Here is a 26,231-nt window from a genome sequence, read left to right on the forward strand (position 1 = left end):
ACGCAGCCGGAGGTCTCACCGGCATCCTCGGACCTAGCGTCGCCGTATGGCTCACTCCCCGAAGATCACCATCATCGGCGCCGGCGGCTTCGTCTTCCCGTTCCGCCTCGTCGGCGACCTGCTCAGCTTCCCGGCCCTGCAGGGGGCCACGCTCAGCCTCATGGACCTCGACGCCGGACGCCTGGACCGGGTCGCGAGCGCCACGCGGGAGCTGGTGGCGCACCACGGCCTGCCAACGGTCGTGGAGCAGACGACGGACCGGCGCGCGGCCCTGCGGGACGCGGACTTCGTGATCATCACGTTCCAGGTCGGCGGCGTGGAGTCCTACCGGCACGACGTCGAGATCCCGCGCCGGTACGGCGTCGACCAGACCGTGGGCGACACCGTGGGCCCGGGCGGCGTGTTCCGCTTCCTGCGCTCCGTGACCGCCTACCAGGACATCGCCGCCGACGCCCTGGAGGTGTGCCCTGACGCCCAGTTCATCAACTACGCCAACCCGATGGCCATGGCCACCGCCTACCTGAACGCGCTCGGCCTGCGCACCGTGGGCCTGTGCCACAGCGTGCAGGGCACCACCCGGATGCTGGCGCGCACGCTCGGCGTCCCGTACGACGAGGTGTCCTTCCGCTGCGCGGGCATCAACCACCAGGCGTGGGTCCTGGAGTTCCGGCACGGCACGGAGGACCTCTACCCGAGGCTGCGCGAGGTGATGAAGGAGCGGCACCAGCGGGGCCGCGCCGCGGCCGACCTCCTGGCCGACGGCGGCGACCACTCCGCGGAGGCGCTGGCGGCCAGCAACTACGAGGGCGGCAACGAGCAGGTGCGCACCGCCCTGATGAACCACTTCGGGTACTTCGAGACGGAGTCCAGCCACCACGCGTCGGAGTACGTGCCGTACTTCCGCAAGGACGCCGCCACGACCCTGGAGTACATCCCGGAGCGCTGGGACTACTACGAGATCTGCGCCGCGCACGACGAGCAGGGCGACGTCGACGAGCAGCTCGAACGCCTCAAGGCCGACCTCAGCCCGTCCGTCGAGTACGGGGCGTCGATAGTCAACGCCGTCGTCACCGGCGTGCCCGCCGTCGTGTACGGCAACGTGCCGAACGCCGGGCGGGTCGTCACCAACCTGCCCGACGACGCGTGCGTCGAGGTGGCGTGCCTGGTCGACGCGAACGGCGTGCAGCCGACGTCGTCCGGCGACCTGCCGCCCCAGCTCGCGGCGATCAACCGCACCAACGTCAACGTGCAGACGCTCGCGGTCCGCGCGGCACTCACGGGCGACGTCGAGCACGTGCACCACGCCGTGGCCATGGACCCGCTCACCTCCGCGCACTGCACCCTGGAGCAGATCCGGGCGATGACCGACGAGCTGCTCGACGCGCACGCGGCGCTGCTGCCCGCCGCGCTGCGCCCCGCTGCGCCGGCCCGCTCTTAGACTGCCCCGGTGACTCCGCGCAGGCAGCAGATCCTGAGCACGGCCGCCGACCTGTTCGCCGCCCGTGGCTTCCATGGCGTCTCCATGGGGGACATCGGCGCGGCGGTCGGCGTCTCCGGACCCGCGCTCTACAAGCACTTCGCCGGCAAGGAGGACATCCTCGGGCAGTGCCTCCTGCACGCCTCCGACCAGCTCCTCGCGGGCGCGCGGGAGCTGCTGTCCGACGGCGGGGCGCGCTCCGCCGTCGGACGGCCGGGGGACGCCGGGGCCGACGGGGCGGCCGCAACCGACGCCCCCGACGCGGCGCTGGTCGCCCTCATCGCCCGGCACGCCGACTTCGCGCTCGACAACCCGGCGCTCATCGTGATCCAGGAGCGCGAGTGGGGCGCGCTGGGCACCGAGGCCCGCGCGCAGGTGCGCAAGCACCAGCTCGCCTACATCGAGGTCTGGGCCGACGCGCTGCGCCCCCTGCGCCCCGACCTGGACCCGGCCGAGGCACGCGCCGCCGTGCAGGCGGCGTTCGGCCTGCTCAACTCCACGCCCCACAGCGCGCGCATCGGCCGCGACACCATGCGGTCCCTCCTGACCCGCATGGCGCGCGCGGCCCTGCTCTCCTGACCTACTCCACCGGGAGGCCCAGGCCCCTCGCGATGAGCATGCGCTGGAGCTCCGAGGTGCCCTCGCCGATCTCCAGCACCTTCGCGTCCCGGTAGAAGCGGGCGATCGGCCCGTCCTCCATGACGCCGTAGCCGCCGAAGACCTGCGCCGCGACGCGCGTGGCCGTCACTGCGGACTCCGTGGCGTAGAGCTTGGCGACCGACGACGCCCGCCGGAACTCGTCGAGCGGCGCGCCGTCGTCCTTCAGCGCGGCGGCCCGGTAGGTGAGCGCGCGGCTCGCCTGGAGCATTACCTCGATGTCGGCGATCTGGAAGGCGACGCCCTGCTTGCGGCCGATGGGCCCGCCGAAGGTGGGGCGCACACCGGCGTGCTCCACCGTCAGGTCCAGCATGGCCTGGATGCAGCCGGTGGCGAGCGCCGCCACGGCCACGCGCCCCGTGTTGAGGCTGAGCATGAGCTGCTTGAAGCCGTTGCCGCGCACCCCCAGCAGGTTGGCCTCGGGGACGTGCACGTCCTCGAAGCGCAGCGGGTGGGTGTCGCAGGCGCGCCAGCTCATCTTGTCGTGCAGGGGTTCGACGACGAACCCGGGGGTGTCGGTGGGGACGATGATGGCGCTGAGCTCCGGGCTGCCGTCCGGCCGGGTGCCGGTGCGCGCCGCGACGGTGCAGACGCTGGTGATCGACGTTCCCGAGTTGGTGATGAACTGCTTGGCGCCGTTGACCACCCATTCGCCGTCGACCAGCTCCGCGGTGGTGGTCATGGCGTTGGCGTCGCTGCCCGCGCCGGGTTCGGTGAGGCCGAACGCGCCCAGCGTGCGGCCCGCCACGAGGTCGGGCAGCCAGGTGGCCTTCTGGTCGTCGGTCCCGAAGGCGAGGATGGTCCCGACACCGAGGCCGACACCGGCCGCGAGCGTGATGCCGACGGACTGGTCCACGCGGCCGATCTCCTCGACGGCGATGGTGAGCCCGGTGAGCCCGAGGTCGGACCCTCCGTATTCCTCCGGGGCAGTCAGGCCGAACAGGCCCAGCTCCCCCATCTGGTGCACCACTTCGACGGGCAGGTGCTTCTCCCTGTCCCATCGGGCGATGTGGGGCGCTATCTCGCGGTCGGCGAAGTTCCGTACCGCGTCCCGGAGCTTGGTGTGCCCCGGGTTCTCTGGTGAGGTATGCATGTTAGGCATGTCACAGAGGTTAACAACCATTAACCTATGTGTGCCAGGCCCCGCCAGGAGGATCTTGATGACCAGCCAGAGTCAGGTCGCCTACGACGTCGTAGCGCTCGAGCTGCCCGACGCGCCGTCGGCCCCGTATGCCCGGATCACGCTCGACGCCCCCCGGCGGCGCAACGCGCTCTCCCTCGCCCTGCTCGACGAGCTCCAGGCGGCCCTCGACCGCGCCGCGCACGACGACGTCCGCGCTGTGGTCCTGGCCGCCAGCGGCACCGCGTTCTGCTCCGGCGCCGACCTCACCGAGGCGCTCCGCGACGGCATGACGGTGTCCGCGCGCAAGCTCGCGGACGTGCTGCGCGCCATCCTCGCCCTGCCCAAGCCCGTCGTGGCGCGCGTGCACGGGCCCGTGCGGGCCGGCGGGATCGGGCTGGTCGCCGCCTGCGACATCGCGATCAGCGCCGACCAGATCACGTACGCGTTCACCGAGGCCCGCCTCGCGCTCGCGCCCGCCGTCATCTCGCTCGCGGTACTGCCGCGGCTGACACCGCGGGCGGCGTCGCGCACGTTCCTCACGGGGGCGCCGTTCACGGCCACCGAGGCGGCGGACTGGGGGCTGGTGACCCGGACCGTCCCGCTCGACGGCCTCGACAAGGAGGTCACGGCGGTTCTGGCGGGGCTCGCCACGGGCGACCCGCAGGGCCTGGCCGCGACCAAGGAGCTGCTCAACGCGGACGCGCTGGCCCGCTTCGACGCGCACGTGGACGACGCCGTCACCACCTCGGCCAAGCTGTTCGGCTCGGAACCCGCGCGCGCAGCGATCGCGAAGCTGCTGGCCCACTGACCGGACCGACCGCTGGATGCGGCCCGATCGCCGGAACGGTGTTGGATGGGGACGTGGCCACCCGGATCTCCCAGCGCAACGCGCGCTTCCAGCAGCTCCAGACGCTGCTCACCAACCGCAACAAGCGGCATCGCGCCGGCCAGTTCGTCGTGCAGGGCGTGCGGCCGATCACCATGGCCGTCGAGCACGGCTGGGAGGTCCAGGCCCTCCTGTACGACGGCGAGCGCCGGCTCTCGCAATGGGCCCGGGACCTGCTCGCGGCCCACCCGCACGTGGAGCACGTGAGGATGGCGCCCGACCTGCTGGCGGAGCTCGCCGAGAAGGACGACGCCGAGCTGCTCGCCGTGATCGCCATGCGGCCCGACATCCTGGACCGCATCGAGGCGGGCCCGGACTTCCTCGGGGTCGTGTTCGACCGGCCCACCCAGCCGGGCAACATCGGCGCGGTCATCCGGTCGGCCGACGCGTTCGGGGCCGACGGCGTGATCACCACCGGGCACTCCGCCGACGCCTACGACCCCAAGTCCGTGCGGGCCACGACCGGATCGTTCTTCGCGATGCCAGTAGTGCGGAGCCCCTCCCCGGCGGCGGTCATGTCCTGGGTGGAGGAGCGCCGCGCCGCCGGCGTCCCCGTGGTCGTCGTCGCCACGGACGAGCGCGGTGACGCCGACGTCTCCGCCTTCGACCTCACCCAGCCGGTCCTGCTCCTGGTCGGCAACGAGACCGCGGGCCTGACCCAGGCGTGGCGCGACGCCGCGGACGTGACGCTGAGCATCCCGATGACGGGCTCGGCGAGCTCGCTCAACGCGGCGAACGCGGCCACGGTGGTCCTCTACGAGACCCGCCGCCAGCGCCTCGCGGCACGCTGAGGATCAGAGCTCGATCGAGAGCATCCGGGAGCCCGACGTCTTGACGTAGCCCAGGCTCGCGTACAGGCCGTGGGCGCCGCTCGGGTTGGCCGTGTCGACGTCGAGCACCGCGTACTCCATGCCGTCGGCCGCGAAGGCCCGCATGTTCGCGGTAAGTGCCGCGAGCGCCGCCTTGCGGCCCCGGTAGGCGCGACGCGAGCCGAGGATGTCCGTGTACCCGAAGGAGTACCCGCGCACCGCGAAGTCCTCGGGGTACAGGTCCGCCATTGCGTAGCCCACCACCAGCGGCTCACCGGCCCGCAGCGCGGCGGCCGTCTCGGCGTCGGTCTCCGGGGAGGCGAGCAGGGCGGCGACGTCGGGCGCGTCGTCGACCACCACGTACGACCACTGCGGCGCGAACCCGGTGCGCTCGGCGTACTGCTCGCGCGTGCGGGGCTGGCTGTTCCAGTGGTCGCGGAAGGCGTCGTTGTGGGCCAGGCGGGTGGCCTCGTCCAGGTCCTCGGACCACGGCGCGAGCCGCAGCGAGCCCGTCAGCTCGACGGAGGGAACCGGTTCGGCGTCCGGCCCGGAGACGCGGCGCGCGAGGTCGGAGTAGTAGCGCCGCACCTGGAACCCGGCGCGCTCGTAGAGCCGGTGCCGGGACGCGGGCGATGCGTCCTCCGCGTAGACCGCGATGCGCGCCGGCACGTCCTTGCCCGACGCCGCCAGCTTCTGCCGGGCGCGCCCGATCTCCCAGGCCAGCAGCTCGCGCCCGATCCCCCTGTCCCGGTGGTCCGGGCGCACGCCGCCCCAGGTGAACGCGCGGACCTCGGTGACGTCGCCGGGCGGGCACTCGACCTGCGCCCAGGCCACCAGCGCGCCGTCCTCGGCCGGTTCGGTGGAGAACCCGAGCAGCGAGTCCGCGGCCATGTCGCGCCATGCGCCGTCGAACAGCTCGTCGATCTCCTCGAAGGTCTCGACGTACGGCTCGGCGTCGACGCGGGCGATGTGGTTGCGCAGCACCAGCCAGGCGGGGACGTCCTCGCGGGTGGCGGCGCGCCAGGTCAGGCCGCCCGCGGTGGGGATGGTCAGGGTCGCCGGGGCGGCGGCGCGCTCGGCGATCGGGGCGAGGGTGTTGGGTTCCGCGGTCATGGCCGTTCCTCAGATCTCGATGGCGTACATGGTGGAGCCGTCGTTCTTGGTGTAGCCCAGCCGGGCGTACAGGGCGGGCGCGCCCGTCGGGTTGTCCGTGTCGACGTCGAGCACCGCGTACTGCATGCCTTCCCCGGCGAAGACGTGCATCGCGTGCGACAGCAGCGCCGCCGCGATGCGGCGCCCGCGGTAGTCGCGGCGCACGCCCACCAGGTCGGTGTCCCCCGCCGTGTACCCCTGCGACTCCCAGTCGTGCTCGTACCGCCCGGCCATGTGCAGCCCGACGACGTACGGCGTGCCCGGCGGGACCGACGGGTCCCCCGGATGCTCCTGCTCGGACCCCTCGTACCGCACCGACTCGTCGACCACGAGGAACGACCACTGCGGCGCGAACGAGCTGCGGTACGCCCGCCACGACTCGGCAGTGCGGGGCTGGCTGCCCCAGAGGTCCCGGAACGCGTCGTTGCGGGCCAGCCGCGCGGCGTCGTCCAGGGCCTCGGACCACTGCACGAGCCGCAGCGGCGGCTCCAGCCCGATCACGGGCAGCGGCGCGCTCAGGTCGCGCAGCAGGTTGGCGAAGTACCGGACGGGCTCGAACCCGCCCGCGCGCAGGAGGTCGTGGCGCTCGGCGGGGTCGCTGTCCTCGATGTGCGCGGAGATCCGCCCGGGCAGGCCGGCCAGCCGCTCGTCCGTGCCCGACGCCGCGAGCGCCTGGCGCGCGCGGCCCGTGGCCCAGGCGAGCAGGTTGGTGCCGATGCCCTGACCGCGGTGCGTGGGGTGCACGCCGCCGTGCAGGAAGACCCGCAGGGTCGTGACGCCGTCGGTCGGGAACTGCTCGACGTGGGCGTACGCGCGCAGCGCGCCGTCGGCGTCCAGTCCGACGATCGTGTCGGTGGCGGCGTCGAACACCGGGACGTCGAAGGTCTCGGCGACCTCACCGGGCGACGTGAACCAGTCCCGCCCGTCGGCCTCCTGGACCGTGCGCATGAGCTCCGCGAGCGCTGGCACGTCCTGCCGGGTCCAGGCGCGCCAGGTCAGGCCGCCCGCCGAGGGGGTGGGCAGGGTCTCGGGCGCGGCTGCGCGCTCGGCGATCGAGAGCATGCAGCCACGCTAGGTGACCCGCCCACCGTCGGCACGGGAATTTGCGGCCGCTACGGGGTGAGCGCCGCCAGCTCCTCGACGAACCGGGTGCGGAGCGCCGCCTTCTCGGCCGGCGGCAGCCACGACGCCTCGACGCCGGCCAGCGCCATGGCGCGCAGCCGTTCGTCCGGGACGGCGAGGTCGTCGGCGAGGATCCGGTACTCGTCGGCGAGCGTGGTGGGGAACATCCCGGGGTCGTCCGAGGCCGGGATCACGTTGAGCCCCGCCTCCAGCATCGCCGCGATGGACGCCCGCCGCCACGGCCGCCACGAGCGGCGCGACGACGTGGAGATGACCGTGAACGGCACCTGCTCGTCGCGCAAGCGGGCCACGACGTCGTCGTCCTGCAGGACGAAGTAGCCGTGGTCGATGCGGTCGCAGCCGAGGACGTCCAGGCAGGTGACGGTGTTGACCGCGACCGGGGCGTGCTCGGACGAGTGCGCCGTCCGGCCCAGGCCCGCCTCCCCCGCGAGCCGGTAGGCCGCCGCGAACCGCTCCGGCGGGCCCGCCGTCTCCAGGTTGTCCAGGCCGATCCCGGCGACGTACTCGTGCGGGTGGTCGACGACGGTGCGCACCCGCTCCAGCGCGTCCTGCCCCGAGCCGGACCGGTCGATCGCGGCGATGAGCCGGCCGGACATGCCGAAGTCGCGCTCGGCCATCCGGATGCCCTCGGCGTACGCCTCCACCGACCCGAGGTACCCCAGCGACGCCAGGTGCTCGGGCACGGAGTCGAAGGACACCTCGAGGTGCCGCGTGGCGCTGGTGCGGTGCGCCGCCTCGAACGCCTCGTACGTGATCCGAGTGAGGTCGTCGGCGGAGCGCAGCACCTGGGTCACCCAGCGGGAGACCTGGAACAGCGAGTACGAGATCGCCGGCTCGTCGGCGCTGCGCCCCTGCGGCACGGGGATGCGCGTGTCGCGGTAGAGGTCCGGGTCCGGCGGCAGGGAGTTGACGTCGGCGTAGATCCGCTCGGGCTCGGCCGGCAGGTCGAGGCCCTCCCGCCGGGCCAGCTCGGCGAAGGTGCTGGCCCGGACCGTGCCGATGAGGTGGCAGTGCAGGTCGACCTTGGGCAACCGGTCGACGGCGGTGGGCAGGTCGGTGGTGAGAGTGTTCATGGGGTGCCGGTCAGCCGGCCGTCACCTCACGAGCGAACCGGTCCACCCAGTCGGCCCGGGTCGGGACGAGCTCGGCCGGGTCGAGCGTCGCGTAGCCCGCGGCCACGGGGTCGGCCGCGATGTCGCCGACGACGGCCTCGATCGAGTCCGGCACGGTCGCCTCCGGGTTGACGGGCAGGTCGCCCACCAGCTCGGCGGACTTCGTCTGGGCCTCGGCAGAGAGCAGGTAGTCGATGAACTGGTGCGCGCCGTCGGCGTTCGGGGCGCCGGCCGGGATCATGGCGCGGTTGGTGGCCATGTAGCGGCCCGTGGCGGGCGGCGTCCACGCGTACGGCTCGCCCGAGGCGACCAGGTCGGTGGCGAAGCCGCTCAGGGAGTCGGCGGCGACGATCTCGCCCTGCGTCAGCAGGTTCGTCACCTCGGTCGACGACGCGTAGAACTGCAGGATCCCCGGCGCCCAGCCCCCGATCGTGTCGAGAGCGGTGTCGATGTCGTACGGCCCGTCGCCGTACGTCTCGCCGACGCCCGAGACCATGAGCTGCCCGGCCGTCACCGAGATGTCCGGCAGCGCGAGCTCGCCCGCGCGGGCGGAGTCGCCGTACAGGTCCCACTCCGCCGCCTCCTCGGCCGAGAGCGCCTCGGTCGAGTACAGCGTCCCGTTGAGCTGGTAGCTGTAGGCCGGGCCCTGGTACCCGTCCTCGAGCGCGAAGTCGGCGACGTCCTCCAGCGACGGCACCTGGGCGGCGTCGACCTCCTGGAACAGGTCGGTCTCCTGCCCGAGCGCGGCGTAGTAGTCCGAGATCAGCATGACGTCGATGCCGGAGTCCTCGCCCGCGGCCTGGAGCTGCGAGAGCCGGTCGGCGTTCGACCCGGTCTCCACCTCGACCTTGATCCCGGTCTCGGCCGTGAAGGGGTCGATCACCGCCTCCTGGAACTCCTCGACGCCGAACGGGAACGTGGAGACGACGATCGTGTCCTCGGCCGCCGCGTCGTCGCCGGCGGAGCAGCCGGCGGCCAGCAGCGAGGTGGCCACGAGGCCGGAGGCGAACACCGCGGTGCGGCGGGCTTTCGGGGTGCGGTTCATGAGATTCCTTCGGTGGGGGTGGGGTCGGGTTCCAGGAGGGCCAGTCGCGCCTCGGGCGCGAGCAGGCGAACACGGTCGCCGGCCGACGGCGTCGGCCCGGTAGCGGTGTCGGCGCGGTGGTCGGCCAGCAGGCGCACGGCATGTCCGCCCGGGTCGGTGGCCTCCAGCGTCACGAGCAGGTCGACGCCGCGGTAGGCGACGTCGCGCACGACGGCGTCGAACGCCACCGCCTCGCCCGCGGGCGCGTCCGCGGACACGATCCGCAGGTGCTCGGGGCGGACGGCGGCCTGGCGGCCGTCGGCGAGGGTCAGGAAGTTCTCGTAGCCGAGGAACTCGGCGACGAACCGGTCGGCGGGCGCGGGGAAGACGTCGCGGGGCGCGCCGCTCTGCACGATCTTGCCCGCGCGCATGAGCACCATCTCGTCGGACAGCTCCAGCGCCTCGTCCTGGTCGTGCGTCACGAGCACGACGGTCAGCCCGGTCTCCGACTGGATGCGGCGGATCTCGGCGCGCATCTGCACGCGCAGCCGCGCGTCCAGGTTGGACAGCGGCTCGTCGAGGAGCAGCAGCCGCGGGCGGATGGCGATGGCGCGGGCCAGCGCGACCCGCTGCTGCTGGCCGCCCGAGAGCTGCTTGGGCTTGCGGTCGCCCAGGTGCGCCAGCCCGACGAGGTCGAGCGCCTCGTCCGCGCGACGGCGCCGCTCGGCCGCGGGCACGCCGCGCATCTTCGGCCCGTAGGCCACGTTGTCCGCCACGGTCAGGTGCGGGAACAGCGCATAGGACTGGAAGACCATGCCGAGGTTGCGCTTCTCGGGCGGCGTCCGGGTCGCGTCGTCGCCGTCGATCAGGATCCGGCCCGACGTCGGCGCGCTGTACCCGGCGAGCAGACGCAGCGTCGTCGTCTTGCCGCAGCCGCTGGGGCCCAGCAGCGTGGTCAGCCGCCCGCGCGGGATCTGGAGGTCTATGGCGTCGACGGCGGTGAAGCCGCCGAACCGCTGGGAGACGCCGACGAGCTCGGCGGCGGGGGTGGTCATCGGTTGATTCCTCCGAAGATCTTGGCGAAGCCGACCGTGCGCTCGGCGATCACGGCAACGACGACGGTCGCGGCGAGCACGAGCGTGGACGCGGCGGCGACCATCGGGTCGTAGCTCTGCTGGACGTAGTCGAGCATCGTGACGGGCAGCGTCCGGAAGTCGCGGGTCTGCAGCAGCAGCGACAGCGGCACGTTGTTGAACGAGGTGACGAAGCCGAGCAGGCCCGCCGAGATGAGGCCCGGGCGCAGCATCGGGAGCGTCACGGTGACGAACGCGCGCAGCGGCGAGGCGCCCAGGCCGCGCGCGGCCTCCTCCAGCGCCGGGTCGGTCAGGGCCAGCGAGGCCCCCGTGACGCGCACGGCGTAGGGCAGCAGCAGGGCCGTGTGGCCGAGCAGCAGGGTGGTGAAGTTGTCCAGGTGCAGGCCGATCATGAGCTGCTGGTACAGCGCGAGGCCCACCACCAGCTCCGGCACCACGAGCGGCGACAGGAACAGCCCCTCCAGCAGGCCCTTGCCCGGGATCCGGCCGCGGTGGATCGCCAGCGTGACCGGCACGCCCAGCAGCAGCGCCAGCCCGGTGGCCAGGACGGCGAGCTCCAGGCTGGAGACCACCGCCTCGACGAACGGCGTGTAGGCCACCGCCTCGCCGAACCACTTGAGGGACAGCCCCTCGGGCGGGAAGCGCAGCGTGCTCCCGGCGGTGAACGCCGTGGCCACGACGAACAGGATCGGCACGATCATCACCACATAGCCCGCGACGGCGAGCGTGCCGGCGACCGGATGGCGCGGCCGCATGCCGTGGCTCGTCCCGTGCCCGGCTGCCGGGCTCGCGCCCTGCTTCACGGTCTGGCTCATGAGGTCGCCCCCTTGCGGCCGACCAGCGTCGAGATCCCGGAGACCAGGAACACGAGCACCGTCATGACGATCGCGGTGGCCGAGGCGGCCGCCCAGTCCACGGTGACGCTCGCGTACGAGAAGAGCTGGGTGGAGAGCATGCGCTGGCTCGACCCGCCCAGCAGGTACGGGGTCGTGTAGGCGGTGACGGACCCGGCGAAGACGAGCGTGGCCGCCACCACGATGCCGGGCAGCGACAGCGGCACCAGGATGCTCCAGAAGGCGCGGGTGCGGCTGGCGCCCAGGCCCCGGGCCGCCTCGTCGAGCCCGGGGTCCACCTGCGCGACGGCGGAGTAGCAGGTGATGACCGCCAGCGGCAGGAAGAGCTGGGTCAGGCCCAGGACGATCGCCAGCTCGGTGTACAGGAGCTGCGGCGCCTCCTCCACGATCCCGAGACCGGTCAGCAGCTGCCCGATGACGCCGTTCGACCCCAGCACGACCAGCCAGCCGAAGGTGCGCACCACGTTGCTCAGCAGCAGCGGGAAGATCGCCAGCGCGAGCAGCACCCCCGCCCAGCGGGACTGCGAGCGGGCCAGCAGCGACGCGATCGGGAACCCGAGCACCACGCACAGGGCCGTGACGATCAGCCCGATGCGCACCGTGCGCCAGATGATCCCCAGGTCGTAGGGGTCGGTGAGCATCGCGCCCAGACGCTCGAGCACCTGGGGGAACGTCACGCCGGGCGGCGCGAACAGCATCGCGACCGCCGGCAGCAGGAAGCCGACGAGCAGGAACGCCAGCCCCGGCAGGAGCAGAAGGAGGAGAGAGGAGCGTGCTCGCACGAGCCGTCTTTCGTTGATGGAACCGGTTCCATTGGACCCTAGGGCATCAGCGACCGTGCTCCTGCAATCCCGGGTTAACTTCCTGTTACGACGGCGGCGCGTTTGAGCGGAAACGGTTGCATCCAACGTCTAGAGTGTGCCCACCGACAAAGGAGGAACGGTGCCTGATCTGTCCGACGTCGCCGCGGTGGCCGGCGTCTCCAAGGCGACCGCGTCGCGAGCACTCAACGGGAACGGCCTGGTCGCCCCCGAGACCGCCGTGCGGGTCATAGCGGCCGCCGCCCGGCTCGGGTACGTGCCCAACCGGGCCGCGCGCGAGCTCGCCCGCGGGCGCACCGGCATCATCGCCATAGTCGTCCCGACGCTGGACAACACGTTTTTCACCCCGATCATCGCGGGCGCCCAGGCGCGGGCCGAGCAGGCGGGCCTCCAGCTCACCGTGGCCGTGCACGCCCTGGACTCCGCTGGCGCGTTCGAGCGCCTCGCCCGCCAGGTCGACGGCTTCCTCGTCGTCGCACCGCGCGGCAGCGACACGTTCGTCGTGAGCACGGGCGCGGCCAAGCCCGCAGTCCTGGTCGACCGCGAGATCGACGGCATGACGTCGGTAGTGGCCGACACCGCAACCGCCTTCGGCACCCTGACCGCCCGGCTCGCCGCCGAGGGGCACGAGCGGATCGTCTACGTGGGCGGCCCCGAGGGGTCCTGGCAGGACCGGCAGCGCACGGCCGCCGTGCAGGACGCCGCCCGCCGGGCGGGGGCCGAGCTCACCGTGCTCGGCCCCTGCCCGGCGACCTTCGCCGCGGGCGTCGGCGTGACGGCGGGCGTGCTGGAGACCGGCGCGACCGCCGTCGTGCCGTACGCGACGTCCATCGGCCTGGGCCTGCTGCTCGCGCTCGGCACACGGGGCGTGGAGGTGCCGCGCGACCTGGTGGTGAGCACCGAGCCAACGGTCATCGAGGCCCTCGGCCTGGAGCACACGCCGGCGATCGACGTCGACGGCGAGGAGCTGGGCCGCACCGCGATGGACCACCTGGTGCGCCTGCTCGACGGCCGAGACGAGCCCGGCCGCCAGGTGCGGCTGCCGGTGCCCGTGCGGGGCTGAATCCTGGCCGTCGGCGGGGTCAGCGCAGCACGATCACGAGCTGGGTCAGCAACGGCGCCACGACGAGCGCCGGCAGCAGGTCGCCCACCGGGATCTGCTTGATGTGCAGCAGCCGGAGCCCGATACCGACCAGCATGAGACCGCCCGTCGCCGTGAGCGCGGCGATGTGCGCGTCCGGCAGCACCGACCCGAGCAGCACGCCGGCCAGCGTCACCAGACCCTGGACGACGGCTACCGACACCGCCGAGAGCAGCACCCCGACCCCGAACGAGGACGCGAACGCCAGCGCCGCGAAGCCGTCGAGGACGGACTTCAGCAGGAGCTGGTCGATGCCGCGGCCGAGACCGTCCGACAGCGACCCGAGGATGGCGAGCGGCCCGACGCAGAACAGCAGCGACGCGGTGAGCCACCCCTCGATGAAGCGCTCGCGCGCCGCGGAGTCCTGTCCGGTCTCGGTCGCGTCGATCAGCACGGGGCGTCGAGACCTGCGTGTCCCGGCGGAGCGGCTGGCCAGCCAGCCCTGGATCTTGCCGGCCAGCCCCTCCAGGCGGGTCTCGATCCGCAGCAGCGAGCCGGCGATGCCGCCGATCAGCAGGGACCCGAGCACGATCAGCACGGGGGCGCCGTCGCCGGTCGCGGCCAGGAACGCGGCGTCGGTGACCGCCATCGCCGAGAGCGCGGCGACGAGCAGGGTCACGAGCCCGAGGATGTCGGTCACGACGGCGTGGGTGCGCTGGGGCAGCCGGTGCCCCACGGCCATGCCGAGCAGCGCCCCGACGACGATCGTCCCGACGTTGACAAGAGTGCCCAGCCCCGGGAAGTCGACGTTCACGCCGCGAGCGTACAGCGCGACGGTGCGAGCGCCGCAGGCCTGCTCAAGGTTCCTGGACGCCTGGACCGAAGTCGGCAGCTGGCATCGAGATCGGTCCAGGCCCGAGCCGATCTCGATGCCAGCTGCCGACCTCAGCGTGGGCCATCAGCGGGCTGCCGAGGTCAGTGGACCGAGAAGCCGCCGTCGACGAACAGCGAGTGGCCCGTGACGTAGGCCGAGGACGCGCTCGCCAGGAAGACGGCGGCGCCCGCGAAATCCTCGGGCACGCCGTTGCGGCCGACCGTGGTGCGGGCCGCGAGCGCCGTGACCTTCTCGGCGTCGTCCTGCAGGCGCTGGTTCAGGGGGGTCAGGACGAACCCGGGCACGAGGGTGTTGGCGGTGACGCCGCGGGCCGACCAGGCCTCGGACTGGGAGCGGGCGAGCGATTCGAGCCCGCCCTTGGAGACGCCGTAGGCGCCGCTGTCGACGAACGACCGGTGCGCCTGCTGCGACGAGATGTGGATCAGCCGGCCGAATCCCCGCTGCGCCATACCGGGCCCGAAGCGCTGCCCGAGCAGGAACGGCGCCTCGAGGTTCACGGTCATGGTGGCGTCCCAGACGTCATCGGAGAGCTGGTCCATGTGCGGGCGCAGGTTGATGCCTGCGCTGTTCACGAGGATGTCGGGCTCGCCGGCCGCGGCGACGATGCCGTCGGCTGCGGCGCGGATGCCGTCGCGCGTGGAGAGGTCGGCGACGACTCGCTCGACGGCGCAGCCGCGGTCGCGGAGGTCCGCGGTGACCTCGTCCAGCCGGTCGGCGGTGCGGGCCAGGAGCACGGTGCGCGCCCCCGCCTGCGCGAGGGCCTCGGCGATGCCCCGCCCGATGCCTGAGCTCCCGCCGGTCACGACGGCGGTACGGCCCTCCAGCGAGAACAGGGCGGCCAGGTAGTCGCGCGTTGTCATGCCGGGGACGATACCCGCCGCGATACCGCCAGCCGGGCACGCACGGCGCCGTCGTCCGGCCAAGGCTTACGCTGCCGAGGTGACCGCTCTTCCCGCCGCTCCGCCCGTTCTTGGCGAACGCTCCGCCGCTCTGCTGGACGCCATGCGCACGCGCGTGGTCGTCGCCGACGGCGCGATGGGCACCATGATCCAGGCGGCGAACCCGACCCTGGACGACTACCAGGGGCTGGAGGGCTGCAACGAGATCCTCACTGTCTCGCGCCCGGACCTGATCGCGGGGGTGCACGACGCGTTCCTCGAGGTCGGCGTCGACGCCATCGAGTCGAACACGTTCGGGGCCAACTGGTCGAACCTGTCGGACTACGGGATCGACGACCGGATCCGCGAGCTGGCCCGGGAGGGCGCTGCGATCGCCCGCGGGCGCGCGGACGCGTACGCGACGCCGGACCGGCCCCGCTGGGTGCTGGGCTCGATGGGCCCGGGCACCAAGCTGCCGTCGCTGGGGCACACCACGTACGCGCACCTGCGGGACACGTTCGCCGAGCAGGCCGCGGGCCTGATCGAGGGTGGCGCGGACGCGCTGCTGATCGAGACGAGCCAGGACCTGCTGCAGGCCAAGGCCGCGGTGACGGGTTGCCGGCAGGCGATGGCGGACGTCGGGCAGCGGGTGGCGATCATCGTGTCGGTGACCGTGGAGACCACCGGGACCATGCTGATGGGCTCGGAGATCGGCGCGGCGCTGGTGGCGCTGCAGGCGCTGGGCATCGACGCGATCGGCATGAACTGCGCGACCGGCCCGGAGCAGATGAGCGAGCACCTGCGGCACCTGTCGCAGCACGCCGAGATGCCGGTGGCGTGCATGCCGAACGCGGGCCTGCCGGTGCTGGGCCCGGACGGCGCCTACTACCCGCTGACGCCGGAGGAGCTGGCCGCGGCGCACACGCAGTTCGCGCGGGAGTTCGGCCTGGGCCTGGTGGGCGGTTGCTGCGGCACGACGCCGGAGCACATGCGGCTCGTGGTCGAGGCCATCGGCGGCCTCCCCGTGGCCGAGCGGGAGCCGGTGCGGGAGAACGCCGTCGCCTCGCTGTACTCCGCGACTGACCTGCGGCAGGAGACGAGCTTCCTCGCGATCGGCGAGCGCACCAACGCCAACGGGTCCAAGGCGTTCCGGGAGGCGATGCTGGAGAGCCGCTGGGACGACGTCGTCGACATCGCCCGCGCCCAGACCCGCGACGGCGCGCACCTGCTGGACGTGTGCGTGGACTACGTGGGGCGCGACGGCGTCGAGGACGTGCGCGCGGTGGTCTCGCGGCTGGCCTCCGCCTCGACCCTGCCGCTGGTGATCGACTCCACGGAGCCCGCCGTGATCCGCGCGGGCCTGGAGCTGCTGGGCGGGCGCGGCGTGGTGAACTCGGTGAACTTCGAGGACGGCGACGGGCCGACGTCGCGGTTCGGGCGGATCATGCCGGCGGTGGTGGAGCACGGCGCCGCCGTCGTCGCGCTGACGATCGACGAGGAGGGGCAGGCGCGGACCGCTGACCACAAGGTTGCGATTGCCTCGCGGCTGATCGACACCCTCGTGGGCGAGTGGGGTATGCGGGTGGACGACATCATCGTCGACGCCCTGACCTTCCCCATCGCGACCGGCCAGGAGGAGACGCGGCGCGACGCCATCGAGACGATCGACGCGATCCGGCGCATCACGCGCAAGTACCCCGGCGTGCACACCACGCTCGGCGTCTCGAACGTGTCGTTCGGGCTGAACCCGGCGGCGCGTGCGGTGCTGAACTCGGTGTTCCTGCACGAGGCGACCGAGGCGGGGCTGGACTCGGCGATCGTGCACGCGGCGAAGATCCTGCCGCTGTCCTCGATCCCGGACGAGCAGCGGGCCACCGCGCTGGACCTGGTGTGGGACCGGCGGGAGTGGGACGGCGACGGGAACCTGACCTACGACCCGCTGTCCAAGCTGCTGGACCTGTTCGAGGGCGTGGACGCCGGGGCGATCCGGGATGCCCGGGCCGCGGAGCTCCTGGCCTTGCCCGTGGGCGAGCGGCTGGCGCGGCGGATCATCGACGGCGCCCGGAAGGGTCTGGAGCCGGATATCGACGAGGCGCTGGGTGCCGGGATGAAGGCGCTGGACATCGTCAACGACCACCTGCTGGAGGGCATGAAGGTGGTGGGCGAGCTGTTCGGCAAGGGCGAGATGCAGCTGCCGTTCGTACTCCAGTCGGCGGAGGTGATGAAGGCCGCCGTCGCGCTGCTGGAGCCGCACATGGAACGCGTCTCCGGGGAGCAGACCAAGGGCACCATCGTGCTGGCGACCGTGCGCGGCGACGTGCACGACATCGGCAAGAACCTCGTGGACATCATCCTGACGAACAACGGCTACAAGGTGGTCAACATCGGCATCAAGCAGCCGGTGAGCGCCATGATCGACGCCGCTATCGAGCACGAGGCCGACGTGATCGGGATGTCGGGGCTGCTCGTGAAGTCGACGGTGGTGATGAAGGAGAACCTGGAGGAGCTGGCCTCGCGGGGGTACGAGAAGCGGTGGCCGGTGCTGCTGGGTGGGGCCGCGCTGACCCGGACCTACGTGGAGGACGATCTCGCCGGGATGTTCCCGGGGACGGTGCGGTACGCGAAGGACGCCTTCGAGGGGCTGCGGCTCATGGAGCCGCTCGTGCGAGTCGCGCGGGGCGCGTCGCCGGACGACGTCGGGCTGCCGGCGCTGCGCAAGCGGCGGCACGGGGTGGTGACGGTGACGCAGACGGCCCCGGAGGACCTTCCCGCCCGCTCGGACGTGGCCGCCGACAACGCGGTGCCCGAGCCGCCGTTCTGGGGAACGCGGATCGTCAAGGGCGTACAGCTCTCCGAGTATGCGGCGTTCCTGGACGAGCGGGCGACGTTCATGGGGCAGTGGGGCCTGAAGCCTGGCCGCTCGGAGGACGGGGCTTCGTATGAGGAGCTGGTCGAGACCGAGGGCCGGCCGAGGCTCGCGGAGTGGATGGACCGGATCCTGACCGACCAGATCATGGATCCGACGGTGGTGTACGGGTACTTCCCGGTGTGGTCGAAGGGCGACGACGTCGTCGTGGCGCACCACGGCGAGCTCACCGGGATCGGCGCGCCCGACGGCGGGTCCGGTGGTGCGGTCGGAACCGAACGGCTGCGGTTCCACTTCCCGCGGCAGCGGCGGGACCGGCATCTGTGTCTTGCCGACTTCGTTCGACCGCGGTCCTGGGTTGAGGAGACCGGGCGGTTCGATGTGCTGCCGGTGCAGCTGGTGACTGTTGGGGATTCTGTTTCTGCGCATACCGCGAAGCTCTTCGAGGCGAACAAGTACCGGGAGTACATGGAGCTGCACGGGCTGTCGGTGCAGCTCACCGAGGCGCTGGCGGAGTTCTGGCACGCGCGGGTGCGGTCGGAGCTCGGGTTCGCTGCCGAGGAGCCTGCAGGGGTCGAGGGGATGTTCAAGCTGGAGTACCGGGGGGCGCGGTTCTCGCTGGGGTATCCCGCGTGCCCGGACATGTCCGACCGGCACAAGGTGGTGGAGCTGCTGCGGCCGGAGCGGGTCGGGGTGACGCTGAGCGAGGAGCTGCAGCTGCACCCGGAGCAGTCGACGGACGCGTTCGTGTTCCATCACCCGGAGGCGAAGTACTTCTCCGTGTGACTTTCCGGGTGCGGAGCGTCGCGCCAGGTCCAACCGGTTCTGGCTGGTCAGAGCCCCGGACGGATTCCCGGGACTCCCGTATCCAGACGTCGCTGGACGGACCTCAGCGTGCCAATGCGCGTCATGAACGGGACACAATCAAGCGCCTCAGCCTCGCACTCGCGACCGTGACCCGCTTTGAGTTCCTGACCTGGGACAACGCCCGGCGATGTGCCCCGAATTCCCCTGGAACCGTGTCGCGTGTCGCGGGCGGTAATCGTCGAGTGGCGCTTGGTCATGGCGGAGGTTCGGTGCCGTAACGCCTTGTCCGCGGCGTCGGCAAGCACGACGATCGGCACGGCCGGCACCGCCATGACCCAGCCGGCCGGGGGCGGCGGGCTGCCGCCGAGTACGCCGGCCAGGGGCGGCGCAAGGAACACCCCGAGCAGGACCAGCTCGACCGCGACGGCGCCAAGTAGGAGCCGGTTGTCACCGACCGGCAGCGCGCCCGCCCAGCGACTCTCGCCGCGGCAGGCGAAGGCGTTGGCGAGCTGGCCCAGGACGACGGCGGCGAACGTCGCGCCCGACGCACCGGCGAGGACCGACACGGCGGGAGTGGCACCGAAGGTCCATCGGGCCAAACCGAGCACGACCAGGAAGGCGGACATCGCCACGACGGCCTCGGCCGGGCCGAGGACGCCGAACGCCCGGCGCAGCACGGCACGGTCGATCAGGGCGCCGGTCGACGGTCGGCGCCGCATCGTCGTCCCGCGCGGCGGCTCCGCGCCCAGGGCGAGGGCGGGCAGCAGGTCGGTGCCGATGTCCAGGGCGAGGATCTGCAGCACGGTCAGGGCCAGGGGCACGGAACCGCCGCTGAGCACTGCCCGGCGCCGGCCCGGCCGGGCAGGGCCGAGGGTCACGATCCGGCGGGACGTTCACCGCAGAAGCCGGGACCTTGGCCCCTCCTCGTCCCTCGCTCGCGGGCACGAGGCTGGGAGAGGTACCGAGATCGTCTCGGTCCGCGCGTCCAAGGAGCGGTCATGAGAGCCACTGTCGTCATCGACGTCGCCCCGGCACCGGAGCGAGCCCCGGCCGAGAAGCGGCTGCCACCTCCTCAGGTCCGGCGCCTGCTGGTGGTGTGCTCGACCCCCTTCGACGTGACCTTCGCCCTCGGTGGCGTCATCGCCGCCTTCGCGGCGGCAGGCACCGCAGTCCAGATCGTGTGCCTGACCCACGGCCGGCGGCCCGATCCCGGAACCCGACGCCGGCTCGACCGCGCGACGGAGCTGCTCCAGGCCGCGCGCCTGCTGGGGGCCCAGGAGGCGACCCTGCTCGACCATCGCGCCGGACACCTGCACACGAACCCACCGGAGACGCTCGCCTCCGAGCTGCGGTCCGTGGCCGGCCCGGTCGACGCGGTGCTGACCGTCGACGCCGGCGCACCCGGCGCCCACCCGGACCACGTCCAGGCCATGCGGGCGGCCCAGCACGCCGCCGCGACCCTGCACTGCCCCTTGTACGGCTGGACGCGACCGTCCGTCGCCGCCGGCGCGACCAGCGGGACGATCGCCGTGGACAGCGACCGGGTACGGCAGCAGGCAGCCATCGCGTGCCACGGCACGCCGGCCGCGGACGATCCGGTCCACGCCCTCGTGGACCTCGGTCAGCCGCGGGACTACCTCACCCTGCTCTAGCAGCTCCCGTCGTCCCCGAGCTGGGGCCGTCCGGCCCAGGCCCGAAGGACCGGGGCACGGCGCGGTGGTCAACATCAGCTCGATCTTCGGCACCAGCGGCGGGATGGGCACGTCGCCGGCCTACCACGCGGCGAAGGGCGCGGTCCGCACGCTCACCAAGAACGTGGCGCTGGCCTGGGCGACGGCCGGGGTCCGGGTCAACTCGATCCACCCGGGGATCATCGACACGCCGATCCTCGACGTCGCCAGAGGCACCGAGTTCGAGACGGCCATGATCGACCTGACGCCGATGAGGCGGCTCCGCCCGCCGGAGGAGGTCGCGGCCGCGGTGGCCTATCTCGCGAGCGACGACGCGTCCTTCGTCACCGGCGCCGAGCTCTACGTTGACGGTGGCTACATCGCCCGCTGAGCCCAGCCCGATACGCCCTTCCTGACGGACGTAGGTCCCTCCGATCCCTCCCAGCGTCGCTCGAACGCCGGGACGAGGCCAGGGACTTCCGTACCCCGGGGCGCGGGCCTTTCGGCAGATCACCCAGGTCCTCCCGCCCTGTCGTCCGCTCAGGGCGCCGTGGTCCGCTGGGATCGCGGGCTGTCCTCAGGCCCGCGGAGCGAGGGAGACCATCATGCGCAGCCAGTGGTACGACGGCATCGTCGTCGGGGTCGACGGATCCGCCGAGAGCATGGCCGCCGTCGACTGGGCGGCGCTCACGGCGGACCGGCACTCGGCGCGGCTCACCGTGCTGGGCGCCTACGCCACCGTGCCGTCGAGCAGGTACGGGGTCGTGGGGATCGACGGCACGGACCTGGCAGCGGACGCGCGCGACGCCGTCGAGCAGGCCGTCGCCCGGCTCGACGGCGCGCGGCCCGGCGGATATCAGGTCGACCAGCGAGTCGTGCTGGGCGATCCCGTGGACATGCTGGCGCGAAGATCGACGTCGAGCGACCTCGTCGTAGTCGGCAGGCGCGGTCTCGCTGCCCGGGGGCGCACCGTGCTCGGCTCTGTGTCCGGCGCGCTCGCGGCGTCGGCGCACGGCCCGGTGGCCGTGGTCCCCGCCGGCGCCCGCGCCGGCGACCCACGCCGTGTGGTGGTCGGCGTGAGCCGCGGCAACGCCGACCCTCAGCTCGACGTCGCGTTCGCGGAGGCGCAGCAGCGGTCGTGCCCGCTCGAGGTCGTGCACGTCCTGAAACCCGACCCGCTCATGGACGTCGACCTCACCGGGCCGGAACCACAGCAGGGCACCGCCGAGCGCGAGGGTGTTCAGCATCAGGTGGCGCGGTGGTCCGGGAAGTACCCCGCCGTCGCCGCCACGGTCAGATTCCGCACCGCGAACCCGGTCGAAGCGCTCCTGGACGACGTCGGCCCGGAGGATCTCGTGGTCGTGGGCGGGCAGCCGCACTCACCGGTGGTCGGACGCATCCGGTACTCGATCTCGGACGGAGTGCTCCGCCGGTCGCCCGCCACGGTGATCGTGGTGCACGAGTAGTACCTCTCGCCTGCCGACGCCGGTCGGACCGGACGGCGTCACGCGTCGTCGAGCGGTACGCACCACTCCAGGCGGGTGCCGCTGGCCCTCCCCGGTCCGACCGAGAATCACTACTCGTTCGCTCATGGCTCGAGTCTCGAAGCCCCGCCGCCCGGTCCGTAGGGGCGCAAGTCCCGCGAGTCCGGGGCAAAGATCGCCGATCGCGCAGGCCACCCGGCGGCCCGCGCGGACTGGCCAGCGCGGGCAGCGCGCTGTTCGAACACCACTCGACCCTGGCCGTCCTCACCACCACCGGTGACGCCCCGCGCGACTGGGTCGCGGCGGGCGAGGCGCTGGAGCACGTGCTGCTGGTCGCCACGACGTACTTCGTCCACGCGTCGTTCGCGACCACGGTGCTGGAGAACCCGACCACCCGGCACGACCTGCGCCGGGCCCTGTCGCTGGACGGGGCACCGCAGATGCTCATGCGGCTGGGGTACAGCTCGATGCCGAAGCACACGCCCCGCAGGTCCACACCACTGGTGACCTCGCCCGACGGCGAGTAGCTGCCGGTGACGAGCGCGAGACACCCCCGAGGCGGACGCCGGGACCCGCCGCTAGGAGCCCTCTGTCGGCGCCGCCCCGGTACCGGAGGCCCGGCCCTCGGCGCAGACCTTGATCCCGAACAGCATGCGTCGCGACATCAGGTAGCTGACCTCACCGACCGGCGCCGTCAGGCGCCCCACGAGCTGGTTGCGGAAGGCGACACGCTCGCGCAGGAGCAGACGGGTGCGTCCATCCTTGGTCTCCCGGAGCGCGATGGTCCAGAGAAACTCCCAGCCGGCGGGGTCTTCGCGGCGGGCGGGCCGCCCGGCCTCCAGGTCGGCGAGCTGCAGCACGAGCGCCTCGCCGGGCTCGAGGCCCATGACGTACCACCCGCCGCCGCGGTCCCGGGTCGCGCGCACGACATCGCCGACCCGCAGCTCCTGCCACTCCGGCACGATCCTCTGAGCGTTACGGACCTTCAGGCCGAACAGGTTCTCCAGCCAGGTGTAGCTGTAGAACCCTCCCCGGTCCGCGCCGATCTGCACCACCCACGGCCACACGTCCTGCGGTGGCGCATCGATCGTGATCGCTCGGGTGACCTGTGTCGCCGGCTCCGGAACGAGGTCGTCACCGGGCAGCATCGCCGCGACGTCCTCGTCGGTCGCCCCCCAGCGGTCGTGACCCGGCTTGACCCATCGCACGTACGCGACCGCGCCCGCCAGCCCTGTCAGGGCCGCCACGAGCGGGCCGCGACGCCACGCCGGCCGCCCCGACCTCGTTCGGCCGGTGTACCCGCTGGTCCTGTGCTCGCTGCTCCGTGCCATGCGCCGAGCCTCGCATCCGCGTGGCACTCCTCGACAGGGCCAGAAGTCACCGGCATATAGGGGCCAACGCCTCATGCGGCGTCCGGCACGAACGGGTGAGGCTCGACCTATGAGTGACGAACCCTACCCACTGCGCGTGGATGCCGCCCTCGACAGCGGCCTGAACAGGTGGCTCTGGCTCGTCAAGTGGCTGCTGGCCATCCCGCACTACGTCGTCCTGGCGTTCCTCTGGACCGCCTTCGGTGTCCTGACGGTGTTCGCGTTCTTCGCGATCCTGTTTACCGGCCGCTACCCGCGGCCTGTGTTCGACTTCAACGTCGGCGTGCTGCGCTGGACCTGGCGAGTCTCGTTCTACGCGTACTCCGCCGCGGGCACCGACCGGTACCCGCCGTTCTCCACGCCGCAGCAAGCCGAGGGCCTGGTCGAACGAGGCTGATGTCGGTGTAGCACAGCCCGCTGGACTCGATCTGGCCCGGCCCGGTCGTAGACGCGGTGAACGTCTCACACCGCGGCCACGCGCACGAATCACGGGTGCAGGTGAACTGGACCGTGCTCGATCTCCGCTATGTCGTCCGACGTCGCCCGCAGCAGCCGGTCGGCCAGCTCACGCAGTGCCCGGGCCGCGGCGAGCTCTTCACCGATCTCGGGGACCTCCGGGTCGCTCGGGTTGCGACGGGCGCGCCCGTGGCCCTCAAGCGAGGTGCCGCTGGACGTGGTCAGCACGGCGTGGGCGGCGGTCAGCGTGCCGTCACGCTCAATGTCGTCGGCGTCGAAGAGCTGGATTGTGACGTTCCACGTGTGAGTCATGGCGGTGCTCCTGTCGATCGGTCCTCTCCCCCGCGGGTTCCGGTAGAGAGCGTGACTTTCAGCGTCCGCTCCTGAGGGCCGCCGCACCAGGGACCAAGGCCCCGGCACCTCAGGACGGACGGCACATGGCCCGGCCCGCTCCCGCTGCCTAGCGTGAAATTGCCCGGCATCGTGCCGAGCGCCAACCTACACAGGGCACGGAGGACATCATGCGCACCATCGTCGTCACCGGCTCCGCCTCCGGAATCGGTCTGGCCACCCTGCGGCTCCTGGAGCAGCGCGGGGATCGCGTCATCGGCGTGGACCTCCACGACGCGGAGATTGAAGCCGACCTGTCCACCCCGAGTGGTCGAGAGGAGATGGTGGACCGGGTGCGGTCGCGTCGCCGCTACGTCGACGGCGTCGTCGCCAACGCCGGCGTGGCCCACCAGACCCCGCGCGATGTCGCGGTGAACTTCTTCGGCACCGTGGCCACCCTGGACGGGCTGCAGCCCTTGCTGGCCGGCTCGCAGGCGCCGCGCGCGGTGGCTACCGCCTCCATGGCCAGCCTCCTGCCGTCCGACGCCGAACTGGTCGACCTCTGCTTGGCCGGTGACGAACCCGCCGCCCTGGACCGCGTGACCAAGCTCGTAGAGGCAGACCAGGCGGGCCTGATCTACGCCAGCAGCAAGGTTGCACTATGCCGCTGGATCCGCCGGGAAGCCACTGGACCCCGGTGGGCGGACGCGGGAATCCCTCTCAATGCCATCGCACCGGGCATCGTCGAGACGCCGATGGTGGCGGGCATGATCGGGACCAAGGTCCAGCGTGCAGCGATCTCCGCGATGGTGCCGATGCCTCTGAACGGCTTCATGCAACCAGAGGTCCCCGCCCACCTCCTGGCCTGGCTGGTCGGCGAGAAGAACTCCCACGTCTGCGGCCAGGTCATCTTCGTCGACGGCGGTTCCGACGCGATGATCCGCGGCGACTCCACTTGGTGAACCACACGGATCGCTGAGGCCATCACGTGCACGGCCCCCGGCTGCGGCCCGTTCGGCCCGCGGACAAGCCTCGCCGCGCAACTACCGCAGCTCCTGATTCCGGGACAGCCGCGGCCTAGAATCGGGATCACGAGCGGTTCACGACGTTGAGCGCCGACTCCTCCACCGGCGTCAGTCGAGCCGCCATGACGGAGGGGACTGCCATGAAGGCTGTTGTGTACCACGGACCCGGCCAGAAGTCCTGGGAGGACGTCCCGGACCCGGCACTGCGGGACCCGCCGGACGCGGTCGTCAAAGTCGACACCACCACGATCTGCGGCACCGACCTGCACATCCTCAAGGGCGACGTGCCCGCGGTCACCGACGGCCGGATCCTCGGCCACGAGGGCGTCGGGGTCGTGACCGAGGTGGGCGACGCCTGTACCAAGGTCAAGGTCGGCGACCGCGTGATCATCTCCTGCATCAGCAAGTGCATGAACTGCGACTACTGCAGGCGGGGCCTGACCTCGCACTGCGAGACCCTGGGCGGCATCGGCTGGATCTTCGGCCACCTCATCGACGGCACCCAGGCCGAGTACGTCCGCGTGCCGTTCGCCGACAACGGGCTCATCCCGCTGCCCGAAGGCGTCACCGCCGAGCAGGGCGCGATGCTCTCCGACATCCTGCCGACCGGGTTCGAGATCGGCGTGCAGTACGGAGAGGTCAAGGACGGTGACATCGTCGCCGTCGTGGGGGTCGGGCCGGTCGGCCTCGCGGCCGTCATGACCGCTCGCTCCAGCGGCGCCGCGAAAGTGATCGCCGTCGACGGCAACCCGTTCCGCCTCATGGCCGCCCGCGACTTCGGGGCCACGGACACCGTGGAGGCCGGCCCCGACGCGCTCGACCAGCTCAAGGCCTTCGGCCCAGGCGGGAAGGGTGTCGACGTAGCGATCGAGGCCGTCGGCATCCCCGCGACCTTCGCTCTCTGTCTCGACGCCATCCGTCCCGGCGGGCGGGTCGCCAACGTCGGCGTGCACGGCAAGCCGGTGACCCTCCCCATCGACCGGGACTGGATCAACAACATCACGATCACGACGGGGCTCGTGAACGCCACGACCGCGCCGCGGCTGCTCGAGGACATCCAGGCCGGGCGGATCGCGCCGGAGAAGTTCGTGACTCACCGGTTCACGTTCGACCAGTGGGACCAGGCCTACGACACCTTCTCCCGCGCCGCGGACGAGGAGGCGCTGAAGGTTGTCGTCTCGAGCGAGGACTGAACCCGGTCCGGGCGGCGGGAACGG

At 72.2% G+C, this 26,231-nt stretch carries 26 protein-coding genes; 13 read left to right on the plus strand and 13 right to left on the minus strand.

Annotated elements, in window-relative coordinates; all coding sequences use genetic code 11:
* Positions 1–46: 46 nt before the first annotated feature.
* Both melA and C8K30_RS24480 read left to right on the plus strand, forming a co-directional pair.
* Positions 47–1,438 carry an alpha-galactosidase gene (melA, locus tag C8K30_RS24475; RefSeq protein WP_108495522.1) on the plus strand — a complete coding sequence of 464 codons (1,392 nt, stop codon included), beginning with the start codon at positions 47–49 and terminating at the stop codon, positions 1,436–1,438.
* A gap of 9 nt (positions 1,439–1,447) precedes the next feature.
* Complete coding sequence (locus tag C8K30_RS24480; protein ID WP_108495523.1) at positions 1,448–2,056, plus strand: TetR/AcrR family transcriptional regulator; 609 nt, start codon at positions 1,448–1,450, stop codon at positions 2,054–2,056.
* Position 2,057: 1 nt separating this feature from the next.
* Here the strand turns inward: C8K30_RS24480 and C8K30_RS24485 are convergent, their stop codons facing one another.
* Positions 2,058–3,227, minus strand: coding sequence for an acyl-CoA dehydrogenase family protein (locus tag C8K30_RS24485; protein WP_108495524.1), 1,170 nt, complete (start codon positions 3,225–3,227; stop codon positions 2,058–2,060).
* 67 nt (positions 3,228–3,294) lie between these two features.
* Between C8K30_RS24485 and C8K30_RS24490 the strand changes: the two genes are divergently transcribed.
* On the plus strand, positions 3,295–4,065 hold the full coding sequence (locus tag C8K30_RS24490; RefSeq protein WP_108495525.1) for an enoyl-CoA hydratase-related protein: 771 nt from the start codon (positions 3,295–3,297) through the stop codon (positions 4,063–4,065).
* A 53-nt stretch (positions 4,066–4,118) separates the two neighbouring features.
* Complete coding sequence (locus tag C8K30_RS24495) at positions 4,119–4,934, plus strand: TrmH family RNA methyltransferase (protein WP_108495526.1); 816 nt, start codon at positions 4,119–4,121, stop codon at positions 4,932–4,934.
* Between the two features lie 3 nt (positions 4,935–4,937).
* Here the strand turns inward: C8K30_RS24495 and C8K30_RS24500 are convergent, their stop codons facing one another.
* Genes C8K30_RS24500 through C8K30_RS24530 form a run of 7 tightly spaced genes read right to left on the minus strand, consistent with a single transcriptional unit; the run spans position 4,938 to position 12,113 of the window.
* Positions 4,938–6,065 (minus strand): GNAT family N-acetyltransferase, encoded by a 1,128-nt coding sequence (locus C8K30_RS24500; RefSeq protein ID WP_108495527.1) that lies wholly within the window; start codon positions 6,063–6,065, stop codon positions 4,938–4,940.
* A 9-nt stretch (positions 6,066–6,074) separates the two neighbouring features.
* Entirely contained in the window at positions 6,075–7,166 is a 1,092-nt protein-coding gene (locus C8K30_RS24505) for a GNAT family N-acetyltransferase (protein ID WP_108495528.1), read from the minus strand.
* A 50-nt stretch (positions 7,167–7,216) separates the two neighbouring features.
* Positions 7,217–8,320 (minus strand): hypothetical protein, encoded by a 1,104-nt coding sequence (locus C8K30_RS24510; RefSeq protein WP_233257420.1) that lies wholly within the window; start codon positions 8,318–8,320, stop codon positions 7,217–7,219.
* Positions 8,321–8,330: 10 nt separating this feature from the next.
* Positions 8,331–9,404 carry an extracellular solute-binding protein gene (locus C8K30_RS24515; protein WP_108495529.1) on the minus strand — a complete coding sequence of 358 codons (1,074 nt, stop codon included), beginning with the start codon at positions 9,402–9,404 and terminating at the stop codon, positions 8,331–8,333.
* Entirely contained in the window at positions 9,401–10,438 is a 1,038-nt protein-coding gene (locus C8K30_RS24520; protein ID WP_108495530.1) for an ABC transporter ATP-binding protein, read from the minus strand. Before C8K30_RS24520 ends, C8K30_RS24515 begins: the two co-directional genes overlap by 4 nt.
* A complete protein-coding gene (locus tag C8K30_RS24525) occupies positions 10,435–11,292 on the minus strand; it encodes an ABC transporter permease (protein ID WP_199230686.1) in 858 nt (285 codons plus the stop codon). Before C8K30_RS24525 ends, C8K30_RS24520 begins: the two co-directional genes overlap by 4 nt.
* Positions 11,289–12,113: an ABC transporter permease gene (locus C8K30_RS24530; RefSeq protein WP_108495531.1), complete on the minus strand. Its 825-nt coding sequence runs from the start codon at positions 12,111–12,113 to the stop codon at positions 11,289–11,291. The genes C8K30_RS24525 and C8K30_RS24530 overlap by 4 nt, the downstream gene beginning before the upstream one ends.
* Positions 12,114–12,273: 160 nt before the next feature.
* On the opposite strand from C8K30_RS24530, the gene C8K30_RS24535 reads away from it, so the two are divergent.
* On the plus strand, positions 12,274–13,215 hold the full coding sequence (locus C8K30_RS24535) for a LacI family DNA-binding transcriptional regulator (RefSeq protein ID WP_108495532.1): 942 nt from the start codon (positions 12,274–12,276) through the stop codon (positions 13,213–13,215).
* 19 nt (positions 13,216–13,234) lie between these two features.
* On the opposite strand, the gene C8K30_RS24540 is transcribed toward C8K30_RS24535, so the two are convergent.
* Both C8K30_RS24540 and C8K30_RS24545 read right to left on the minus strand, forming a co-directional pair.
* On the minus strand, positions 13,235–14,047 hold the full coding sequence (locus tag C8K30_RS24540) for a DUF554 domain-containing protein (protein ID WP_108495533.1): 813 nt from the start codon (positions 14,045–14,047) through the stop codon (positions 13,235–13,237).
* Positions 14,048–14,208: 161 nt separating this feature from the next.
* Positions 14,209–14,988, minus strand: coding sequence for an SDR family NAD(P)-dependent oxidoreductase (locus tag C8K30_RS24545; protein WP_108495534.1), 780 nt, complete (start codon positions 14,986–14,988; stop codon positions 14,209–14,211).
* Between the two features lie 142 nt (positions 14,989–15,130).
* Between C8K30_RS24545 and metH the strand changes: the two genes are divergently transcribed.
* A complete protein-coding gene (gene metH / locus C8K30_RS24550; RefSeq protein ID WP_233257449.1) occupies positions 15,131–18,658 on the plus strand; it encodes a methionine synthase in 3,528 nt (1,175 codons plus the stop codon).
* A 47-nt stretch (positions 18,659–18,705) separates the two neighbouring features.
* On the opposite strand, the gene C8K30_RS24555 is transcribed toward metH, so the two are convergent.
* Complete coding sequence (locus tag C8K30_RS24555) at positions 18,706–19,557, minus strand: cation-translocating P-type ATPase C-terminal domain-containing protein (protein ID WP_199230687.1); 852 nt, start codon at positions 19,555–19,557, stop codon at positions 18,706–18,708.
* A gap of 120 nt (positions 19,558–19,677) precedes the next feature.
* Here C8K30_RS24555 and C8K30_RS24560 point away from each other — a divergent pair, with 120 nt between their 5' ends.
* The 4 genes from C8K30_RS24560 (at position 19,678) to C8K30_RS24575 (ending at position 22,360) form a co-directional block, all read left to right on the plus strand.
* On the plus strand, positions 19,678–20,331 hold the full coding sequence (locus tag C8K30_RS24560) for a PIG-L deacetylase family protein (protein WP_108495537.1): 654 nt from the start codon (positions 19,678–19,680) through the stop codon (positions 20,329–20,331).
* 64 nt (positions 20,332–20,395) lie between these two features.
* Complete coding sequence (locus C8K30_RS24565) at positions 20,396–20,740, plus strand: SDR family NAD(P)-dependent oxidoreductase (RefSeq protein ID WP_233257421.1); 345 nt, start codon at positions 20,396–20,398, stop codon at positions 20,738–20,740.
* Between the two features lie 214 nt (positions 20,741–20,954).
* Positions 20,955–21,815 carry a universal stress protein gene (locus tag C8K30_RS24570; RefSeq protein ID WP_108495539.1) on the plus strand — a complete coding sequence of 287 codons (861 nt, stop codon included), beginning with the start codon at positions 20,955–20,957 and terminating at the stop codon, positions 21,813–21,815.
* Between the two features lie 341 nt (positions 21,816–22,156).
* Complete coding sequence (locus C8K30_RS24575) at positions 22,157–22,360, plus strand: hypothetical protein (protein WP_233257422.1); 204 nt, start codon at positions 22,157–22,159, stop codon at positions 22,358–22,360.
* 51 nt (positions 22,361–22,411) lie between these two features.
* On the opposite strand, the gene C8K30_RS24580 is transcribed toward C8K30_RS24575, so the two are convergent.
* The gene (locus C8K30_RS24580; protein WP_146197586.1) at positions 22,412–23,164 is read right to left on the minus strand and encodes an SRPBCC family protein; all 753 of its coding nucleotides are present in this window, start codon (positions 23,162–23,164) and stop codon (positions 22,412–22,414) included.
* 109 nt (positions 23,165–23,273) lie between these two features.
* Here C8K30_RS24580 and C8K30_RS31400 point away from each other — a divergent pair, with 109 nt between their 5' ends.
* Positions 23,274–23,600 (plus strand): DUF4389 domain-containing protein, encoded by a 327-nt coding sequence (locus C8K30_RS31400; RefSeq protein ID WP_108495541.1) that lies wholly within the window; start codon positions 23,274–23,276, stop codon positions 23,598–23,600.
* Positions 23,601–23,689: 89 nt separating this feature from the next.
* Here C8K30_RS31400 and C8K30_RS24590 read toward each other — a convergent pair whose 3' ends face one another.
* A complete protein-coding gene (locus C8K30_RS24590) occupies positions 23,690–23,971 on the minus strand; it encodes a dsRBD fold-containing protein (RefSeq protein WP_108495542.1) in 282 nt (93 codons plus the stop codon).
* A 209-nt stretch (positions 23,972–24,180) separates the two neighbouring features.
* On the opposite strand from C8K30_RS24590, the gene C8K30_RS24595 reads away from it, so the two are divergent.
* Both C8K30_RS24595 and C8K30_RS24600 read left to right on the plus strand, forming a co-directional pair.
* Complete coding sequence (locus C8K30_RS24595; RefSeq protein ID WP_108495543.1) at positions 24,181–24,951, plus strand: SDR family oxidoreductase; 771 nt, start codon at positions 24,181–24,183, stop codon at positions 24,949–24,951.
* A gap of 203 nt (positions 24,952–25,154) precedes the next feature.
* Entirely contained in the window at positions 25,155–26,207 is a 1,053-nt protein-coding gene (locus tag C8K30_RS24600) for an alcohol dehydrogenase catalytic domain-containing protein (RefSeq protein WP_108495718.1), read from the plus strand.
* The last annotated feature ends 24 nt before the right edge of the window (positions 26,208–26,231 follow it).

This window comes from Promicromonospora sp. AC04 (assembly GCF_003058225.1).
GTDB lineage: Bacteria > Actinomycetota > Actinomycetes > Actinomycetales > Cellulomonadaceae > Promicromonospora.

What these genes read in the sequence shown, in the direction of transcription:
- C8K30_RS24545 (WP_108495534.1), bottom strand. Translation starts at nt 14,988, where the DNA reads ATGACAACGCGCGACTACCTGGCCGCCCTGTTCTCGCTGGAGGGCCGT.
- C8K30_RS24515 (WP_108495529.1), bottom strand. Translation starts at nt 9,404, where the DNA reads ATGAACCGCACCCCGAAAGCCCGCCGCACCGCGGTGTTCGCCTCCGGC.
- C8K30_RS24490 (WP_108495525.1), top strand. Translation starts at nt 3,295, where the DNA reads ATGACCAGCCAGAGTCAGGTCGCCTACGACGTCGTAGCGCTCGAGCTG.
- metH (WP_233257449.1), top strand. Translation starts at nt 15,131, where the DNA reads ATGCGCACGCGCGTGGTCGTCGCCGACGGCGCGATGGGCACCATGATC.
- C8K30_RS24500 (WP_108495527.1), bottom strand. Translation starts at nt 6,065, where the DNA reads ATGACCGCGGAACCCAACACCCTCGCCCCGATCGCCGAGCGCGCCGCC.
- C8K30_RS31400 (WP_108495541.1), top strand. Translation starts at nt 23,274, where the DNA reads ATGAGTGACGAACCCTACCCACTGCGCGTGGATGCCGCCCTCGACAGC.
- C8K30_RS24525 (WP_199230686.1), bottom strand. Translation starts at nt 11,292, where the DNA reads ATGAGCCAGACCGTGAAGCAGGGCGCGAGCCCGGCAGCCGGGCACGGG.
- C8K30_RS24590 (WP_108495542.1), bottom strand. Translation starts at nt 23,971, where the DNA reads ATGACTCACACGTGGAACGTCACAATCCAGCTCTTCGACGCCGACGAC.
- C8K30_RS24595 (WP_108495543.1), top strand. Translation starts at nt 24,181, where the DNA reads ATGCGCACCATCGTCGTCACCGGCTCCGCCTCCGGAATCGGTCTGGCC.
- C8K30_RS24520 (WP_108495530.1), bottom strand. Translation starts at nt 10,438, where the DNA reads ATGACCACCCCCGCCGCCGAGCTCGTCGGCGTCTCCCAGCGGTTCGGC.
- C8K30_RS24560 (WP_108495537.1), top strand. Translation starts at nt 19,678, where the DNA reads ATGAGAGCCACTGTCGTCATCGACGTCGCCCCGGCACCGGAGCGAGCC.
- C8K30_RS24505 (WP_108495528.1), bottom strand. Translation starts at nt 7,166, where the DNA reads ATGCTCTCGATCGCCGAGCGCGCAGCCGCGCCCGAGACCCTGCCCACC.
- C8K30_RS24580 (WP_146197586.1), bottom strand. Translation starts at nt 23,164, where the DNA reads ATGGCACGGAGCAGCGAGCACAGGACCAGCGGGTACACCGGCCGAACG.
- C8K30_RS24600 (WP_108495718.1), top strand. Translation starts at nt 25,155, where the DNA reads ATGAAGGCTGTTGTGTACCACGGACCCGGCCAGAAGTCCTGGGAGGAC.
- C8K30_RS24570 (WP_108495539.1), top strand. Translation starts at nt 20,955, where the DNA reads ATGCGCAGCCAGTGGTACGACGGCATCGTCGTCGGGGTCGACGGATCC.
- melA (WP_108495522.1), top strand. Translation starts at nt 47, where the DNA reads ATGGCTCACTCCCCGAAGATCACCATCATCGGCGCCGGCGGCTTCGTC.
- C8K30_RS24485 (WP_108495524.1), bottom strand. Translation starts at nt 3,227, where the DNA reads ATGCATACCTCACCAGAGAACCCGGGGCACACCAAGCTCCGGGACGCG.
- C8K30_RS24510 (WP_233257420.1), bottom strand. Translation starts at nt 8,320, where the DNA reads ATGAACACTCTCACCACCGACCTGCCCACCGCCGTCGACCGGTTGCCC.